The sequence below is a fragment of the Salegentibacter profundi genome, assembly GCF_054121475.1.
Genome location: NZ_JBSYGG010000008.1, coordinates 26,923 through 42,857 on the forward strand (window position 1 = coordinate 26,923; position 15,935 = coordinate 42,857).

The following is a 15,935-nucleotide window of genomic DNA, read 5'->3' on the forward strand; positions in this document are numbered from 1 at the left end:
AACAAGTTTGAAAAGTTAGAATTATCTAACCTTAAGGATTGGAGCTTAATTTTTTTACTTGACGTAAGGATTCCCTTACAATTAATTCTCCTGGTAAAGCTTTAGTGAAGAAATACTTCTTTTCCTTTTTTGAAGCAAGAATTTCAAGAGTTCCATTTATAAGTTCTTTGGCTAATTCAGAAATTGGTTGAGCAATGACACTTATAGGAGGAGAATAAAGCTCAAACACATCTCTTTCGTCAAACGATATTATAGCCAGGTCTTCAGGGATTTTAATCTTTTTTTCCCGCATCACCCGTAAACCATTGATTGCAAGATTATTCGTGGCAAATAAGATAGAATCTATCCCAGGATTTTCCTTTAGAAAATTCCTAATGGCACTCATCCCGGCTGGGGTTTTTACCTCATTAAATTTTATAAATAATTCATAAGCAGCTAAATTATAGGCTCCTATCGCATTTAAATACCCTTCATGTCTTTCAACCAATGGAGATAGTTCTGAATGTATACCTATAAATGCTATATTTCTTCTCCCCGATTCATAAAATCCGGTCACTGCTTTTTGAGCTCCTTCAAAATTTTCAAGGATCACATAATTATGCTTGAAATTCTTAAAATACCTATCAAAGACCATCACAGTTTGATGCTCTTCATAGATCAAATTTTTCAGGTCTTTTTCAAAATTTTCAGGAGGTGTTATAATAAATGCATCTACCTGTCTGTCTTTAAAAAGAGAAATAAGTTCCAAAGTTCTCTCTCTGTCATTTTCGGTGCTGCAGTAAATAATATTATAACCATTTCTGAAAGCAATCTCTTCCATTTGTTTTGCTATGGCAGAGAAAAAAGGATCTGAAATATCCTCCACCATGAATACAATAGATTTAGATTTGCCCGTCCTTAAGGATTGAGCTGAAGAATTAGGTTTGTAACCAACCTTCTCTATATAATCTTCAACCTTTTTTATTACCTCTTTGCTAATCTTATTTTCTGCCTTTTTATTAACAATGAAGGAAATCGTAGTAATTGAGATCCCCAATTCCTTAGAAATATCCTTCATTGATATTTTTTTATTTCGCTTCATTAATTCAGGCTTAAATAATTATAGGTCAGGTGAAGTGGTGAAAACAAATATATAAAATTAGAAAATTCCACTATAAAAGTGTAAAAAGGGCCCTCTAAACTTTTAAGAATCTCTATTGAGCAAATAAAGATTAATCCAGCATTTTAAATTACAAAATCCTGAAGGTATTTGTCTTAAATATCAGCACTAAGTTTTTTTCAAAATTACTCTATATAAACCTCTAATAGGTCAGCATTTTCAGATAGAAGTTTTACTTTGGTTATACTGGCCGGAATTAAGATAGTTTCCCCTTGTTGTATTTTTTCCATCTTATCCTCTATGGCTATTTGCACTTTTCCTTTCACACACATAAGGATTACGAAGGAATCCACCTTGGAATAATCCTTTTCAACTTTACCTTTCACCGGTAAAAAATTTGTGGTAAAATAATCACATCTCGCCAAATTGGAAGAATTATTACTGTTCCTGTCATAGGAAATTTCAAAATCATCCTTCTTCTCAAAATCAATCGCCTCCAATGCAAGCCCGGTATGCAATTCCCTGGAGATACCCTTTGAATCTACTCGGCCCCAATCATATATTCTATAGGTTATATCAGAAGTTTGTTGGATTTCAGCCAATAAAACCCCGGCGCCAATGGCATGTACCTTTCCTGTATTTATAAAAAAGGAATCTCCCTTCTTTACTTTTTCGAAATTTAATAAATCTATTATTTCACCTTCTTCAAGATGCTTCAGGTATTCTTCTTTACTTATAGTTCTTTTAAAACCTACATTAATCTCAGCATCCTTATCTGCCTGCATGATATACCACATTTCAGTTTTCCCAAAAGAGTTGTGGCGTTCTTTTGCTAGTTTATCATTAGGATGTAACTGAACAGAAAGCTCGGTTTGAGCATCAATATATTTAATCAATAAGGGAAATTCTTCCCCAAATTTTTTAAAGACTTTCTCTCCAAGCAGATCTGCCTTATACTGATGTATTAATTCCTGAAGTGACTTCCCCGCTAAACTTCCATTCTTTACAATGGATATATTATCAGGAACCCCTGAGATCTCCCAACTTTCACCTATTTCATCTGAGTTAGATTCCTTATTTAAAAGGTGTTTAAGTTTAGTCCCACCCCAGATTTTCTCTTTTAAAATAGGGGTGAATTTTAATGGATAATTAATCATAAAAGTAAGTTTAAAATCGCCCAAAATAAAAATTAGTTATCAATAACACTTCTCAAATTCATTTAAATTTATTGAAGTCCACGTAATAGTCGGGATAATTTGCCTGCAGTCGGACCTAATAGGGGGAGTTTTACGCTCCCTTTTAAAGCTTTTAAGTAAAACATAATTAATACGAAAAGTTCGAACTTTACCCCTGGTTTCTTTTATATAATTAATGGTTGCCAAAGCGTTGCACAAAATTGTCACCAAAACCGGCATTTTATTCTCCGCCGCGCTCCAAAACCCATTTTCTCAAAAAAATACCTTCCTCCATGCTTTCGCGCCCTGCGGGCCTGTTGAATTGCCAAAAAAATTAATCTATTTGATACATGTCTATTTCGGAGTGATGGTGCCACCTGTTTCGGTCAAACAGTGCCACTTTGAAACATACATTCTTTAGAGCTCCTTTTCTTCGCGATTCCCCTTTAGGGATCAATCCGGTGTGAGGAGTTCACGATCCTGCCCAAAATCGCATCCGCTATAGGTCCTTCTGTAAGCTTACATACCGGCATTTGAAATTACTATTTTCGATCAATAAAAAATTTAGTTCTAATTTTTGGACTTATTTTATTAAAACCATTTTTATTATTTTAGAACTTCTTAATTAATAACTATGATGAAATTTTTAAAATTGGTGATAATTTTAACGGTACTTGCGGGAACTAACAAGCTTCAGGGGCAGGATCAACCTGTAGATTTTGATAAGAATTTTACCCATGTGGTATATTTTTATTTAAACAATCCCGATAATCCCGGCGACAGAGCAGCTTTTGAGAGTTCACTTAAAAAGTTCCTCGATAATAGTTTGTATGCAAAAACCAAATTCATTGGGATCCCTGCAGAAACTCCCAGGGATGTTGTGGATAATTCATATACATATTCGCTAATCCTTAGTTTTCCTTCAAAGGAAATCCAGGATAAATATCAGAAAGAACCCGCGCATTTGGTTTTCATTGAAGAATCTTCTCACTTATGGAAAAAAGTTCAGGTATATGATTCGGTAGGGATTCATTGATCAATATAATTCCGGTTTGGTCTCCGGGAACTAACTTACTATTTGATTTTACTGATACATCAATTCTTTATGGATGCTACAACATATCGTCGGAGTCTATCGCTAGAATCCGCCGATTAAAGCGATGTCAAAACAGCTAATGTAGCAGTCACAATTTTTGGGTAGTTTCTCCATAAGCAATCGTCGATCAGGGTATAAAAGCTTTGTACCTAAAAGCCAGTCTTGCAGTTATAAGATCAATTAAGTTAAGTAGAAATGATGAGGACAGAACATCTGTAAATGAGATCATTGTATAAAAAATTACTTGAAATATGATTGGGATCATATTTCCTCTCCTATTCCTTTACGAATTTTGTGCTTTGATTATCAGATGATTAACCAGAATAAATGATATCGACTCAAAGACTTATCGAACTTATTAAAAATGGAGATGCCATAGCCATTTTAGCTGAAGATTCTTTAATAGAAAAGTTCAATGAACTTCTCAAATATAATTTAATAGATATTGTAGATGATAAGATCATTTTAACCACCGAAGGTGAAAATGCAATGAATATGGGTTTGGATAACATATTGGCTAAATTGAGTTTGCAAGAGCACCAAAAATTTTCAGAAAACCCTAAAAAATAATAAGAAAGATCTTAAGGAAATTTAAAATAGTATTTAATTAAATTCTAAACGATGGTGAAACTAGCAGATCCCTTATCAATAAAAGATAGATGGGTTTACCTGATTTTAGTGGTAATAGCAGTAATTTTATTTTAATTCCCCTATTTTCTCTGAATAATTCGCCCCACAGTAATTCAGAGAACTTACCCTTGCTTTGGCAGGGGTTTCTTTATTTTAAGCAATAGAGATTTAAGGTATTTCCTCACACCACTACTGTTTTCCAGTTTAGGAACCCCGATATAAACACCGAAATAGATGTCTTTTACAAAGGTGAAGATGGGATTGAGAGTGTCAAAGCAAATGAAATGACTTGTAATACCATTGATTAATTTAAAATGGAAAGCTGCGCAACTCTTTAGACCTAAGTTTTGAAATCGTCCTCCCGAATTTAGAATATATTGGCAAAGGACCGTCGTGTACAGGTTCAAATGGATGGAGCACCAAGGATAAATTTGTCTATCGTTGTGCTAACTGTGGTGACACTATGAATGCCTCCTGGGAATATGACTGGACATGCAACTGGTCAGGCAACGGCCCTGGATAGCGATACCACCAGATTCCGTTCTTATTATGGATATGACAACATTCTTTTATATAGAAAAACGGGGAAAACAAAAAGCCTTTTCAAGCGACTTTTTGGAACTTAAGACGTTTCCGGATATGTATTCTGGATATATTCCAAACATTGATTTGGAATATGAGAAAAACTGCATTACTAATTCCTCATTAAAAGTTATATTTGATTCTATGAACCCCATAGAACTGAAATTTGAAATAGAATTGCCTGATTTAAAATATCTAGGTAGAGGGCCTTCCTGTATAGGTTCAAATGAGTGGAGTACCAACCATAAATTCGTTTATCGTTGTGCAAACTGTGATGACACCATGAATGCCTCCTGGAAAAATGACTGGACCTGCAGCTGTCAGGCAATGGCCCTGGACAGCGGTGCCGCCAGATTCGGTTCTTTTTACGGTGATGAAAATATCCTGGTTTATCGAAAAATAAGAAAAACGAAAAGCATTTTTAATCGATTTTTTAAAACCTAAGACAAATCCTGAATTTTACCGCTCTTTCCATTATAAATAAGATTATAATTTAATTCACGCAACCTTTTACCATCTGACACATCTAATAATAAAGCTAAACTATTAGATGATGAAAAAATTAAATTTTATTCCGTTTTTGTTTCTACTACTAACTCTTGGTATTTTTTCCTGCAGTAAAGATGATGACACCAATGAAGAATCTGATTTTATCTCGGCAACAATAAACGAAGAAAACTGGAACGGAGACCCTGAAGTATACCTTGAACGGGAAACCGATACCTTAACCATACTGGGTTCAGGTGACGAACAGGTAGTTGTATTTAAAATTAAATTTAAAGAAGAAGGCACCTATGATTTATCTGATGCCCAGGCTAGCTATTATACCACCATTGGTGGGGACGTCATCACAAGCCTCTATAAGCTCGATCCGGAATCCGACTCACAACTTACTATAACAGAATACCATCCTGAGAGCAAAACAATAAAAGGGAATTTCACCCTAACCATGCTCCAGGAATATAGTAATCCTGAAACCGAAATTAATCTTCTAAATTTCAACAATGGTGAATTCAGAGGAACTATTATAAACCGCTCTGATTTATAGAAAGCAATTTCTAATCAACAACGGAGGGCAGATTCCTATGTATTAAACAAATAAATTCAGAAGTTTTTTTAATTCTTCTTATTTTATTTAAGTTAAGCACTACGGTAGTACTGGTCTATATAGTCTATTATTTCGTACACACGCAAACACTCGTAAAATTAATTTGTTCCTTACTGCATTAATTACCGACATCTTATTTTTTCCCTCTCCAACCTTCCTAAGAAAATAATCCTGTAATTCTCCGGACTCTCTTACAGCAGCTAATGCAGCCATGTGAAGAGCACATTTAATAGATTTATCTGCCATATGGGATACATGCGCCCTCCCATTCACGCTGGTTCCTGAAGTGTGTTCGAAAGGCGCCACACCAGCAAAGCAAGCAAATTTTTTAGCCTCGGTAATACTTCTGAACTCATTAGTGGCAACAATTATTTGTATCGCTGAAACCTTTCCAATACCCTTTACAGATGTAACCAGCTTATATAGTTTTTTAAGATGTTCGTCCTCATTAATAGTCTGTTTAATTTTATTATCCACCTCCTTAATGTCTTTTTCTAAGGCCTTAAAAGTTGTTTTACAGCTATTATTTAGAAGTTTTTGTTGATCAGGGGAGAAGAAAGAAAGTTCTGCTAAGGGCTTTTTCAGGTTTGATTTAGCTTTAATTAGTCGTTTACGAATGCCAATCAATTGTTTAAGCTTTTGTAGCTGTTCTCTTGATGGCTGCCAAACGCTTATGTTATCACGATTTTTATAAGCATACAAGGCGATTCTACTAGCATCCATCTTATCACTTTTACCTCGTTGTACTCCCATGGATCGTTTAATTTGCATAGGAGATTCCATGCAAATAGTAAGTTGTTGTTCTTGTAAAACTTTTAAAAGGTATGCGTCCGTCTAAGTGCATCTTTTCAGAAACCTTTGTAGATTATAATTTAGCGGTCTAAATATAATCAAAATGACCCGATCTTCAATTGCCACAGAAATGCGTGAGCTAGTCAATAGCTATTATGAATCAGGACAAAGCCAAACTACATTTGCTCGTGCCCACGGAATCAGCAAAGGAAAACTATCCTATTGGGTAAACAAGTTTCTCAAGGAGAAAGGCAAAAAACCCGTAAAAAGCAATTTTGTTTCTTTATCGGCCGCCCCTTCTATCACCCCAACATCCTCCAGGAGTATGCACATCCGTTTAGGTAATGGCGTAGAAATTGAAATTCCCCTGTAATGTTTGCCTTAAGCAGTTCCCTAAATTACCAGTTATATCTTCCTGGCACCGATATGCGTAAAAGTTTTGACGGATTATGTGGTTTGGTGCTTGGAGAATTAGGCCATAGTCCCCAGGATGGTTCGGTCTATATTTTTATCAATAAAGCGCGCAATAAGGTCAAGTTGCTGCATTGGCAGTCTGGGGGCTTTGTGTTATATTATAAACGCCTGGAGCGTGGTACTTTTGAATTGCCCGATTACGATGCATCCGTGGGAGGACTCCAATTGGATTACACCCAACTGGTGATGCTCATAGACGGGGTAGCCATCACCAATATTACCCGAAGAAAACGCTATAAAAAAGCCGGTTAAATACTGGTATATTTTTAACAAGGGTAGTATTTTAGCTACCCGATGACGCATCAGGAGCTACAAAGAGAAAATGAGCAACTTCGCCAGTCCAATGAAGCCTTCAAGGAGAAGATCTCCGCTTTGGAGGTGCAACTTGGGCAGCTCTATAAGCTGATTCAGGGCTTTAAATCGGAACGATTTATTCCTGAAATTCTCGAGCAGCAACTATCACTTTTTTCTGAAGATTCAGATAAAACAGGGCAAATAGCCACACCTAAAGAAACGATTACCTATACCCGGGAAAAACAAAAACACCCGGGCCGTGGCAGCTTGCCGGAACACCTTCCGGTGCGAGAAGTCATTCTTGAACCAGAGGAAGATGTAAGTACGCTGAAAAAGATTGGCCAGGAAGTTAGTGAAACCCTGGAATACACTCCGGCCAGCCTGGTTAAAAGACGTACCATTCGTCCTAAATATGCCAGAAAAGATCAGCAGGGGGTGGTAATCGCGCCACTACCCACACGTCCTATCGAAAAATCTATTGCCGAGGCCTGTTTACTGGCTTATATCCTGGTGAGTAAATACGTGGATCATTCCCCTTTCTATCGTCAGATCCAGCGTTTTAAACGAGAGTTTGGTTGGGAACCAGCCTCCAGTACTTTGAGTGACTGGATGTCGAGTTGTTGCCAGCTACTGGAACCCCTCTACAATACCTTGAAACAAAAAATCCTTGAAGGCGGGTACATCCAGGCTGATGAAAGTCCGATAAAGGTGCTGGATAGTGATAAAAAAGGCAGCACACATCAAGGCTACCAATGGGTCTATCACGACCCCTTGCAAAAACTGGTGCTCTTTAATTACCGCAAAGGACGCGGGCAACATGGTCCCAAAGAACTCCTTGATGGGTATAAGGGGTACGTTCAATGTGATGGATACACAGTTTATGATAAAATCGGGTTAGATCCAGATATTACTATGGCCGGTTGCCTTGTGCATGGCAGGCGAAAATTTGTGGATGCCCGGGACCAGGATAAAGCAAGAGCGGATAAAGCATTAGCCATATTTAGTGAAATTTATAAGGAGGAACGATCTATCAAAGAAGAAGCAGCTAGTGATGCGGATATGCGAAAGGAACTAAGATTACAAAAGGTGCTGCCGCTACTGCAACAGATCAAAACCTGGATCCAGGAAGAACAGTTTAAGGTGTTGCCTAAAAGTGCCATCGGCAAAGCCATGACCTACTTCATAAATCAATATCCTAAGTTCGAAGTGATCTTTGAAGATGGGAGGATCGAATTGGATAACAATCTCATTGAGAATGCTATTCGTCCGTTAGCCTTGAGCCGAAAAAACTTCCTGTTCGCAGGCTCCCACAAGGCTGCACAAGATGCGGCTATGTTATATTCCTTCTTTGGTAGTTGCAAAATGCAGGGTATTAATCCCCAGCAGTGGTTAGAGCAAACCTTGAAAAGAATACCTGATCATAACATCCAAAAATTGGAGGAGTTATTGCCCGGCTATCAGAAGGGGTCGTGAGTGCAGTTGCTCGGACGGATACTTTAAAAGATGGTTATTATAAATCCCAGTATATTCCATACAAAAAAGAGTATAGCTTAGACCAGTGTTGTGGTCTTTAGAGATTAACTTCAACAAGTTCCGGATCGTTTTAATCTTGTTTTCTATCCTCTTGTAAAAAACTTGTTTTCCGTCTTTAACTACTGAAAAATCTAATGTTGCTTTAGAAACATCGACACCCACAAAAAAATCAAATTCTTTCATAACTTTGTTTTAAAGATTAATAACTGGTTAACTATTCTGAACACTTTCAAACCCTTTATAATGGGCCTTAATCCCTAATTCCTATTTGAAGCTTGTTCAGAAAACCGACAGGGGATTAATTCTGCTTGTGGGCCTTTAATCCCAGGTAAAGCGATAAAGTGTCCCTGTCGGTTGTTAACATTTGATTGTACAAAATTAAGAAGGTATAATACTAAAGGGTTAAGCGGTGCACGGTTGCCAAAGCTTTGCACAAAATTGTCGCCAAAACAGGCATTTTATCCTGCACTGCAAATAAGACCCCTTTAATTTCGGCACAATTTTTTCAGAGAAAGTAGCGCCAAAATTAATTTGTCATCAATTTCACAAAGCTCTGGCCCCGTGCTCCAGGCATTCTTTTTTGAGAAAAAAAGTTCCTCCTCTGCGCTCCAAAACCCATATCCCCAAAAAATGCCTTCCTCCATGCTTCCGCGCCCTGCAGGCCTTATGCAATGTCAAAAAAAGCAACCAACATATCTACAAAAGAAAAATAAGAACATCGGATGCATAACCCGGAGGTCAAAAACCCCAATCTTTTTTTGCAACTATCCGGGCGCTTCTGCTTTCTAAATTACCGATGTTGAATTAATTCAAACTCCCTAAGAATTTGAACAAAACAGGCGCTTCCGAATTCAGGGCGAAAGAACCACGCCCCTTTAAAAGAAGCTCGTAAAAAAATGCTATAGGACTGGTAGAGCCGATTTAAGCCCATAAGCTTGGCGTGGTACTTCCCCTGCCCTCACACAGGCACAAGCCGGTGCATTACGCCCGACGTTATCTCGTCAGGCTTCATTGGCCCTTCCTTGAGCCTGTTAGCTTGGTAGTAAGAAGAAAGAGGTGCAACAATTAAGAAGGAAAATGTTTCAATAAGAAAATGGAACGTAAATCATTACCTAACCGACTTCATCCTGGATCTCAACTCCAGAAACTTCTTTTCAAACGGCTCTCTCTTGTAAAACTCTTCTTTCCCGACTTCAAAGTCCACCAAACGTCTCCTGATAAATCCTTCACTTATGCTTATATCTCTCATCATAATTTTCATCTGCTCAGTGATCTTTTCTTTCCAGGCATCCTTTAATCCACTATACTGACAATACCGAATGAATAAATTCTCCTGGAAATCCATCACCCATGTCACCACCGCCAAATCAATAACTTCTGCCTTTGGTCCCTGCCGGGCACCGCTATAGAAATAACCGAATGAAAAATCCAGCATATCATCAAAGATGTCAACCTGATCAAAGTAATCATACCTGGCAGTTTCTCTTAAAGGTGGTCTATAAAGCTTAGTCATCATTCAAAAGGTTTAATTCCTATCACAAAATTAAAAAATCAATTCAAATTAATAGGAATAATTCCAAAAGAAGGAGATAATCCAATTAACTGCCTCTGAAATATCTACTTTAAGACAGCCTTTCTTAACTGAGTTGACTCGAGAATGAGTCCAATCCATCCATAATTTGACAAGAAATAAGGGAAAACCCCCATAAGAAATACGCTCATTTTCTCCTTCTTTTGCAAAACCCAAGAACTGCCCATTTCATCGTTCTCCCCAAAACACGGAAATGGGCATTTTTATTTCCACAAAATCAAAAAAAGAAACCGAAGTTAAAATGCTCCGAAGCCCTTGAAACTGCGGCAAAATTTTACTAAAAAGAGATGATATCTCTTTTTGGTCTATTGCTGACACTACGATCTTTCGAATATTCCAGCATAGTTAAGTAATTCTAAATTAAATTACCTACCAGTTTTGTCCGTGTAGTATTCATCATCCTTCAATTAAAATTACACCATAACCAATACATTTTTGTTGATTAAGAATATTCAGATTAGGGAATTTAAAGAGTATAAAAGCACATCCACGCAATAGCTCAGCGTTCGTGTGGCCAATACGGTCCAACATTGAACGCGTAGCTATTGGCAAACTTTATTTTATTTTCCATTTCACCTTTTTAAGACGATCAGATACTTTATTTAGGGTCTCAATTAATGCTTTTTCTTCTGGCAGCTCCCCTGTAACTAAGTCTTTGAAATTACCTATGTATTCAGAGTGGAGTTGGTCCCAAGTCTCTTTTGGTTTTTCAAATATCAAAGCAGTGGAAGGGTGATTTGAAATCCATGCATTACTATTCTTATAGCCAACCTGACCGACTTTCACCAACATTTTATCAAAATCATTATTTTTAAAGAACTCCTGTATCTCGCCATCTTTAAGCATTTGGTGTATGTCGTAAACATGGCGGATTTTATTCCTCAAATCCGTGATTGGTGTTTCTGATCTGGAAAACCTTACTAAACTCATGATCTTTTCACAGAATGTTCTCAACTTACTCAATACCTGAATGGTAAATGGAGCCATATTGTATTGTTCAATCAATTTGTCCTGTCCTTTGGCCTTCATCATTTCATAGATGTAAGAACTGACCTGCATTTCTGAGAATGGTTCAAAATTTCCTAACCAGGTAGCTTCTACCACAACGTGTTCTCTCACCTGACCAAAATTTCCTTTAAAAATCTTATCGTACTGGTGAACCGTTTTCCGAATATTACCCATCTTGTTAGTTAATCCTTCCACCTCTATCTCCGGAATTACATTCTCCACTACCTTACTAATTGCCCGAATTTTCTTCTTCATCTGAGTATCATTCTCTCCTTGATTGCGAAGTACCACCATATCAATATCTTCCGAAAACCGTTCAATCAGTTTATGACATTTTGAAAGTGCAGTTCCTCCTTTGAAAACAGCCTGACTTCCTATATAGGAATGGAATATTTCATACAGAGCAATGGTGACCCAATAATCCTTTTCAATATAAATATCTCTAATATCAAGATATTCGGATGTAGCAAGAATAGCATCCTGTAGTAGTTCTTTATTGCTGTGCAAGTTCATATCAGTTAATGTTCCATTTGGAAGCAGTTGGTAATGCTTCTTCTGTAATCCCGAGTTTATAGGAGGTAAGCGGATTCAGGTTTGTCCTCAAACTTTCAATGCCGTTCTTTTTCCTGGAAAATTCAAGTATAGCCCCCAACAATGCTTTTACTCTTGGCGGGTATTTTATGGCGTACCTTACCATCTTTGATAGATCATTTTCTGTAAGTTTACTGATCTTGTTTTTTAGTAATGTGATGGCTGATTTCTTGTCCAGGTCAGGTATGGTCTTAAAGTCTTTGATTGCATCCAATATTTCAAGCAAGTAGTAATTCTCATTGGTTACGTCCACATAGCTTTTTACCGGCTTTACCTGTGTTTTTCCAATCTTGGTTGTTACGCGTTTGATTTTACTGGCCACTTTAATGGTTTTGGGAACCTGAGTGGTTAACCCCATTCGGTTGTATAATGAACCACCCGTTATGTATCCAATACGTTTCCCTTTCAGAAAAAGGTGTGGTTTCAGTAATTCCTCTTCGCTTGGTCTCAGTTCTCCAAATGCAGATTGTTTTGGTTTGTAGAACACTCCAGTAGATACTCTTTTTATAATACCTTTCTTCATTAACCTTTCAACAGCTTTAGCAGCAGCACTATACTCAGACTGGTCAATATCGAGTTGTTGATACTTGAAGGTGGTACCTTCCTGCATCCTGTCGATTTTGCGTTCTATTTTCTCTGCTACCTTCATTTGCATGTAATGAATTCCTTAACGGGAACAAAAATAAGAAAGAAAGATGTTTTGTCAAGTATATTGCGCAAAATACTTGACATTTTTAATTTAAATTAAAACCTTAAAGCCAGGAGTATAATGTTAAATGTGATTCTAATAAAAATTGGCACTGCTAAAGAATGGCAAATTTAATTCCACTATCTTGATTTTTATAAAAGTATCTACTATTCATAATTTTCATACCGCAAAACCAATTTTCATAGAATTTTTGTGCGTGTTTGAATTGTTGTGAGCAGTAGTTCTCGTAATAATTTCCAGGATTATTAGGTAAATATTAGTAATCAGCTAATTTAATCAAGAATTAACCTATTAATTTTTTCCTCAAATTATCTATATCCATTGATACTTTCGAATCAAGAACCCGTGCGTATATTAGTGTTGTAGATATTTTATGATGGCCTAATAGCTTTGAAACTGTTTCTATGGGAACACCATTAGCAAGGGTTACGGTAGTGGCGAAAGTATGCCGGGCAGCATGGAAGCTTAGTTTCTTACTTATTTTGACTTTCACTGCGATTTCTCGTAAATACTGATTGATTTTTTGATTGGAATAAACCGGTAACAATTTATCAGTCCCATCAATTTTTGGATGATTTTTATAGTAATCCAGAATTTCCTGAGCTTCTTTTAATATGGGAATTCGCACAGACGTGTTGGTTTTACTTCTTCTGGTATAGATCCACTTATTGCCATCAACTCCTATATGCACATGATTTTTGGTCAGGGCTTTGACATCGGAATAAGTAAGGCCTGTATAGCAAGCGAAAATAAAAACATCTCTGTTTATTGATAAAACAGGTCTTTCAAAGGTTTCGTTCTTGATCTTTTCAAGTTCTAATTTAGTTAAGTAAACCATATCTACTTTATCAAAGCGAAGCTTGAATCTTTTCGTAGGGTTCTTTTCAATCCAATCCAGATCTCCGGCTAAGCGCATCATCTTTTTAAAACGCTCCATATGTTTCATTACACCATTGTTGTGTAGTTTAGGCTTTGATCGGAGAAAGTTCTCAAAACCTAAAATAAATTCATAATTGATTTGCTTTAAAAAATACTCACTGGTTCTATAGTTTGTTAGAAGGTAATCCTCCAAATAATGACCAGTGGTATAATAATTTTTAAGAGTGCCTTTTTTAAGCACACTTATCATATTAGTGTTATGGTAATTAATTAGGTCTTGAAGACTTTTGTGTTTCACATCAGTACCAAGATATCGTGCCTTAACCAATTGAGATGTTACAAGTTGTCCTTCTCTTTGAAGTTCATCAAATGCCTTATAAAGAAGAGCCCGGGTCTGGTCTATTTTTGAATTGAGCTGAATTACCTCTTTTGAAAAACCTGCTACCCTACAGGCATCCGGCAACCACTGCTCCACTGGCAAGGTTCTTTTAAGGCTTATTTCCAGCCTTCTTCCGTTAACCGTTATTCTGGTATAAAGATTAGCTACTTCAGGTTGATGTTTCTTTTTTCGAATAAAAAAGGAAATAATAAAAGTTTGATCGGTACGCATCATACTAGATTTTAAATGAAACAAAAATTGTAGTACGAAAATCAAACTGAAAACGCGGAACGAACCCGGAGGTTAATTATACTAAGATACTAAAAAATAACTCATTTAGAACTCCCGATTTACTCACAAATCACCCAAAAAGTCTCGATTTGTTCTTATTAAATTTAACATAATTTGTTAATATTTGAAATCAAACAAAAAAGGTAATTAAATGAATATCATATAATTACCCTTTATTTATGTTAAAATATTATGTTAAAAAGTCGGGATGACAGGATTTGAACCTGCGACCCCACGCCCCCCAGGCGTATACGCTACCAGACTGCGCCACATCCCGATAAATGTTTTGCAAATTAAACGGCTTTCAATCAATTTTCAAAGAGAATACCCTCTTTTTTATCTTAGGAAATGGTAACCTTTTCAACCAGGGACTATTAAAGATTTCGACGAAGAAAAAAGGGAAAATAATATTTAGTGGTGAGCATCCTCAACCGGAGATCAATCTATCCTTCTAAAAGCCTGGTGTCTTCGCTGAGATTGAAATGTTTTGAGGTACGTATTCATCAGGAAGCACGCTAATTTGGTACCCATAGCTCTTGACTAACTCCATGACAGCTTTTGCTTCAATTGAGGAGTCCCCAACTTCCATGCGGAGAATGTTGTCACAGTCTTCCAGATCAAAGTTGATCCGGTAATCTGGAAAGGCAATTTGAAGTTTTTCCAGTATAAAATCTGCTTTCTTTTCAGTATCTATATTGGTTTGAAATACTTCAACCATTGGCTCTTTTTTCTATGAATCTTAAATTTTACGGTCTTTTCAATTAATTACGGGGTCATCATTTTTTGAACTATTGTTTCCCCTTCTTCGGTGATACCCATAATTTCAGTAAAAACACCAATTTCTTTTCGCGTATCGAAGAAAACAATTTTAGCAATTGGTGTATCAAAACAGCTAATGATGGTATAGCCTTTATCCTGGAATTGGGAAACAGCCTTGTCGAGATTAGCAAGCTTGGTACTATATGCAATATGTTGAACCCCGCCAGTAGGACTTTCATCAATATAATCCCTAAAGATACTATTGCCAGAAACAGGCTGAATGAGTTCAATAAACACGCCTCCTGAATAGGCCATAGCTACCAGGTTTTCAGCATTTGAGGGGCGACCATAATAGGTCCCATCATAATCACTTAACCGCGATATTTCGGTATTGCTAAAATTTTTTGTTCCCAGCAGATCCTTAAAAAATACCTTGGCAGCTTCAATATCATGGACTACCCAGGCAATCTGCGTAAGTTTTAAACCTAAAGGAGGTTTACCAGGATTTTCCCGAATCTCCTTTTTATTTGCTTTCGACATATCTCTTGAAATTGTCAAGAATAGCTTGCCAGCCTTCTCGCTGCATATCCTCTGAATTCTGTGCTTCAGGTTCAAATTTTTCAAGGATTAGGACTTTATTATTTTCATCCTTGAAGGAGATATCCACCTTTCTACCATCGTCAAGGCTATACCGGATTACCTCTTTTTCCTTCACTTCATCATAGGTTCCTGAAAAATCGAATCCAGCACTCCCATCCTTTGCCTCCATTCGAAAGTTGAATTTTCCTGTTTCTCTAAGGTCATTTTCCGCTTTTGGGGTGTGCCATTGATCAGAAGGACTATTCCATTGCGTAATATGATTTGGTTGGGTCCAATATTCCCAAACGTTGTCTATATCGCCTTCTACTTTTGTTGAAATTTCAATTTGCTTCTTACTCATTGTTA

18 protein-coding genes, 1 tRNA gene and 1 pseudogene are annotated in these 15,935 nt (G+C 36.9%); 7 read left to right on the forward strand and 13 right to left on the reverse strand.

Annotated elements, in window-relative coordinates:
* Positions 1-31 precede the first annotated feature (31 nt).
* Positions 32-1,081, reverse strand: coding sequence for a LacI family DNA-binding transcriptional regulator (locus ACW6NC_RS11040; RefSeq protein ID WP_457866044.1), 1,050 nt, complete (start codon positions 1,079-1,081; stop codon positions 32-34).
* Between the two features lie 203 nt (positions 1,082-1,284).
* Positions 1,285-2,256, reverse strand: coding sequence for a type I phosphomannose isomerase catalytic subunit (locus ACW6NC_RS11045; RefSeq protein ID WP_457866046.1), 972 nt, complete (start codon positions 2,254-2,256; stop codon positions 1,285-1,287).
* A gap of 652 nt (positions 2,257-2,908) precedes the next feature.
* Here ACW6NC_RS11045 and ACW6NC_RS11050 point away from each other — a divergent pair.
* The 4 genes from ACW6NC_RS11050 to ACW6NC_RS11065 all read left to right on the forward strand — a co-directional run bounded on the left by ACW6NC_RS11050 (position 2,909) and on the right by ACW6NC_RS11065 (position 5,630).
* Positions 2,909-3,310 (forward strand): Dabb family protein, encoded by a 402-nt coding sequence (locus ACW6NC_RS11050; RefSeq protein ID WP_457866048.1) that lies wholly within the window; start codon positions 2,909-2,911, stop codon positions 3,308-3,310.
* A 387-nt stretch (positions 3,311-3,697) separates the two neighbouring features.
* Positions 3,698-3,940 (forward strand): hypothetical protein, encoded by a 243-nt coding sequence (locus ACW6NC_RS11055; protein WP_457866050.1) that lies wholly within the window; start codon positions 3,698-3,700, stop codon positions 3,938-3,940.
* Between the two features lie 615 nt (positions 3,941-4,555).
* Positions 4,556-5,026: a hypothetical protein gene (locus ACW6NC_RS11060; RefSeq protein WP_457866051.1), complete on the forward strand. Its 471-nt coding sequence runs from the start codon at positions 4,556-4,558 to the stop codon at positions 5,024-5,026.
* Positions 5,027-5,132: 106 nt separating this feature from the next.
* A complete protein-coding gene (locus ACW6NC_RS11065) occupies positions 5,133-5,630 on the forward strand; it encodes a DUF6252 family protein (RefSeq protein WP_457866053.1) in 498 nt (165 codons plus the stop codon).
* Positions 5,631-5,729: 99 nt separating this feature from the next.
* Here ACW6NC_RS11065 and ACW6NC_RS11070 read toward each other — a convergent pair whose 3' ends face one another.
* On the reverse strand, positions 5,730-6,167 hold the full coding sequence (locus tag ACW6NC_RS11070; protein WP_457866226.1) for a transposase: 438 nt from the start codon (positions 6,165-6,167) through the stop codon (positions 5,730-5,732).
* 105 nt (positions 6,168-6,272) lie between these two features.
* Positions 6,273-6,503, reverse strand: a pseudogene (locus ACW6NC_RS11075) (IS110 family transposase); the annotation flags it as partial.
* 82 nt (positions 6,504-6,585) lie between these two features.
* On the opposite strand from ACW6NC_RS11075, the gene tnpA reads away from it, so the two are divergent.
* From tnpA to tnpC, 3 genes are read left to right on the forward strand one after another with little or no spacing between them, the layout of a single operon-like run.
* Entirely contained in the window at positions 6,586-6,855 is a 270-nt protein-coding gene (gene tnpA / locus ACW6NC_RS11080) for an IS66 family insertion sequence element accessory protein TnpA (protein ID WP_457866054.1), read from the forward strand.
* On the forward strand, positions 6,855-7,208 hold the full coding sequence (gene tnpB / locus ACW6NC_RS11085) for an IS66 family insertion sequence element accessory protein TnpB (RefSeq protein ID WP_457866057.1): 354 nt from the start codon (positions 6,855-6,857) through the stop codon (positions 7,206-7,208). The genes tnpA and tnpB overlap by 1 nt, the downstream gene beginning before the upstream one ends.
* Positions 7,209-7,250: 42 nt before the next feature.
* Positions 7,251-8,723, forward strand: coding sequence for an IS66 family transposase (tnpC, locus tag ACW6NC_RS11090; protein ID WP_457866059.1), 1,473 nt, complete (start codon positions 7,251-7,253; stop codon positions 8,721-8,723).
* Here tnpC and ACW6NC_RS11095 read toward each other — a convergent pair.
* From ACW6NC_RS11095 to ACW6NC_RS11135, 9 genes are all read right to left on the reverse strand, one after another.
* Complete coding sequence (locus tag ACW6NC_RS11095) at positions 8,694-8,966, reverse strand: IS110 family transposase (RefSeq protein WP_457866062.1); 273 nt, start codon at positions 8,964-8,966, stop codon at positions 8,694-8,696. The genes tnpC and ACW6NC_RS11095 overlap by 30 nt on opposite strands.
* Before the next feature lie 925 nt (positions 8,967-9,891).
* Positions 9,892-10,299, reverse strand: a complete 408-nt coding sequence (locus ACW6NC_RS11100; protein ID WP_457866063.1) for a hypothetical protein — start codon at positions 10,297-10,299, stop codon at positions 9,892-9,894.
* A 630-nt stretch (positions 10,300-10,929) separates the two neighbouring features.
* Positions 10,930-11,895, reverse strand: a complete 966-nt coding sequence (locus ACW6NC_RS11105) for a nucleotidyl transferase AbiEii/AbiGii toxin family protein (protein WP_457866064.1) — start codon at positions 11,893-11,895, stop codon at positions 10,930-10,932.
* Position 11,896: 1 nt separating this feature from the next.
* Complete coding sequence (locus ACW6NC_RS11110) at positions 11,897-12,628, reverse strand: DUF6088 family protein (RefSeq protein WP_457866066.1); 732 nt, start codon at positions 12,626-12,628, stop codon at positions 11,897-11,899.
* A 337-nt stretch (positions 12,629-12,965) separates the two neighbouring features.
* Complete coding sequence (locus ACW6NC_RS11115) at positions 12,966-14,174, reverse strand: site-specific integrase (protein WP_457866068.1); 1,209 nt, start codon at positions 14,172-14,174, stop codon at positions 12,966-12,968.
* 260 nt (positions 14,175-14,434) lie between these two features.
* Positions 14,435-14,508: transfer RNA gene (locus ACW6NC_RS11120), tRNA-Pro, on the reverse strand.
* Positions 14,509-14,682: 174 nt separating this feature from the next.
* Entirely contained in the window at positions 14,683-14,949 is a 267-nt protein-coding gene (locus ACW6NC_RS11125; protein WP_457866069.1) for a hypothetical protein, read from the reverse strand.
* A 47-nt stretch (positions 14,950-14,996) separates the two neighbouring features.
* A complete protein-coding gene (locus ACW6NC_RS11130; RefSeq protein WP_457866071.1) occupies positions 14,997-15,530 on the reverse strand; it encodes a VOC family protein in 534 nt (177 codons plus the stop codon).
* Positions 15,514-15,930 carry an SRPBCC family protein gene (locus tag ACW6NC_RS11135; RefSeq protein ID WP_457866072.1) on the reverse strand — a complete coding sequence of 139 codons (417 nt, stop codon included), beginning with the start codon at positions 15,928-15,930 and terminating at the stop codon, positions 15,514-15,516. Before ACW6NC_RS11135 ends, ACW6NC_RS11130 begins: the two co-directional genes overlap by 17 nt.
* Positions 15,931-15,935 lie beyond the last annotated feature (5 nt).

Bases quoted from the DNA above. Each gene is read 5' to 3' on its own strand.
- ACW6NC_RS11130 (WP_457866071.1), bottom strand. From the start codon at position 15,530: ATGTCGAAAGCAAATAAAAAGGAGATTCGGGAAAATCCTGGTAAACCT.
- ACW6NC_RS11055 (WP_457866050.1), top strand. From the start codon at position 3,698: ATGATATCGACTCAAAGACTTATCGAACTTATTAAAAATGGAGATGCC.
- ACW6NC_RS11100 (WP_457866063.1), bottom strand. From the start codon at position 10,299: ATGATGACTAAGCTTTATAGACCACCTTTAAGAGAAACTGCCAGGTAT.
- ACW6NC_RS11050 (WP_457866048.1), top strand. From the start codon at position 2,909: ATGATGAAATTTTTAAAATTGGTGATAATTTTAACGGTACTTGCGGGA.
- ACW6NC_RS11125 (WP_457866069.1), bottom strand. From the start codon at position 14,949: ATGGTTGAAGTATTTCAAACCAATATAGATACTGAAAAGAAAGCAGAT.
- tnpB (WP_457866057.1), top strand. From the start codon at position 6,855: ATGTTTGCCTTAAGCAGTTCCCTAAATTACCAGTTATATCTTCCTGGC.
- ACW6NC_RS11065 (WP_457866053.1), top strand. From the start codon at position 5,133: ATGATGAAAAAATTAAATTTTATTCCGTTTTTGTTTCTACTACTAACT.
- ACW6NC_RS11095 (WP_457866062.1), bottom strand. From the start codon at position 8,966: ATGAAAGAATTTGATTTTTTTGTGGGTGTCGATGTTTCTAAAGCAACA.
- ACW6NC_RS11105 (WP_457866064.1), bottom strand. From the start codon at position 11,895: ATGAACTTGCACAGCAATAAAGAACTACTACAGGATGCTATTCTTGCT.
- ACW6NC_RS11060 (WP_457866051.1), top strand. From the start codon at position 4,556: ATGACAACATTCTTTTATATAGAAAAACGGGGAAAACAAAAAGCCTTT.
- ACW6NC_RS11040 (WP_457866044.1), bottom strand. From the start codon at position 1,081: ATGAAGCGAAATAAAAAAATATCAATGAAGGATATTTCTAAGGAATTG.
- ACW6NC_RS11115 (WP_457866068.1), bottom strand. From the start codon at position 14,174: ATGATGCGTACCGATCAAACTTTTATTATTTCCTTTTTTATTCGAAAA.
- ACW6NC_RS11045 (WP_457866046.1), bottom strand. From the start codon at position 2,256: ATGATTAATTATCCATTAAAATTCACCCCTATTTTAAAAGAGAAAATC.
- tnpA (WP_457866054.1), top strand. From the start codon at position 6,586: ATGACCCGATCTTCAATTGCCACAGAAATGCGTGAGCTAGTCAATAGC.
- tnpC (WP_457866059.1), top strand. From the start codon at position 7,251: ATGACGCATCAGGAGCTACAAAGAGAAAATGAGCAACTTCGCCAGTCC.
- ACW6NC_RS11110 (WP_457866066.1), bottom strand. From the start codon at position 12,628: ATGCAAATGAAGGTAGCAGAGAAAATAGAACGCAAAATCGACAGGATG.
- ACW6NC_RS11135 (WP_457866072.1), bottom strand. From the start codon at position 15,930: ATGAGTAAGAAGCAAATTGAAATTTCAACAAAAGTAGAAGGCGATATA.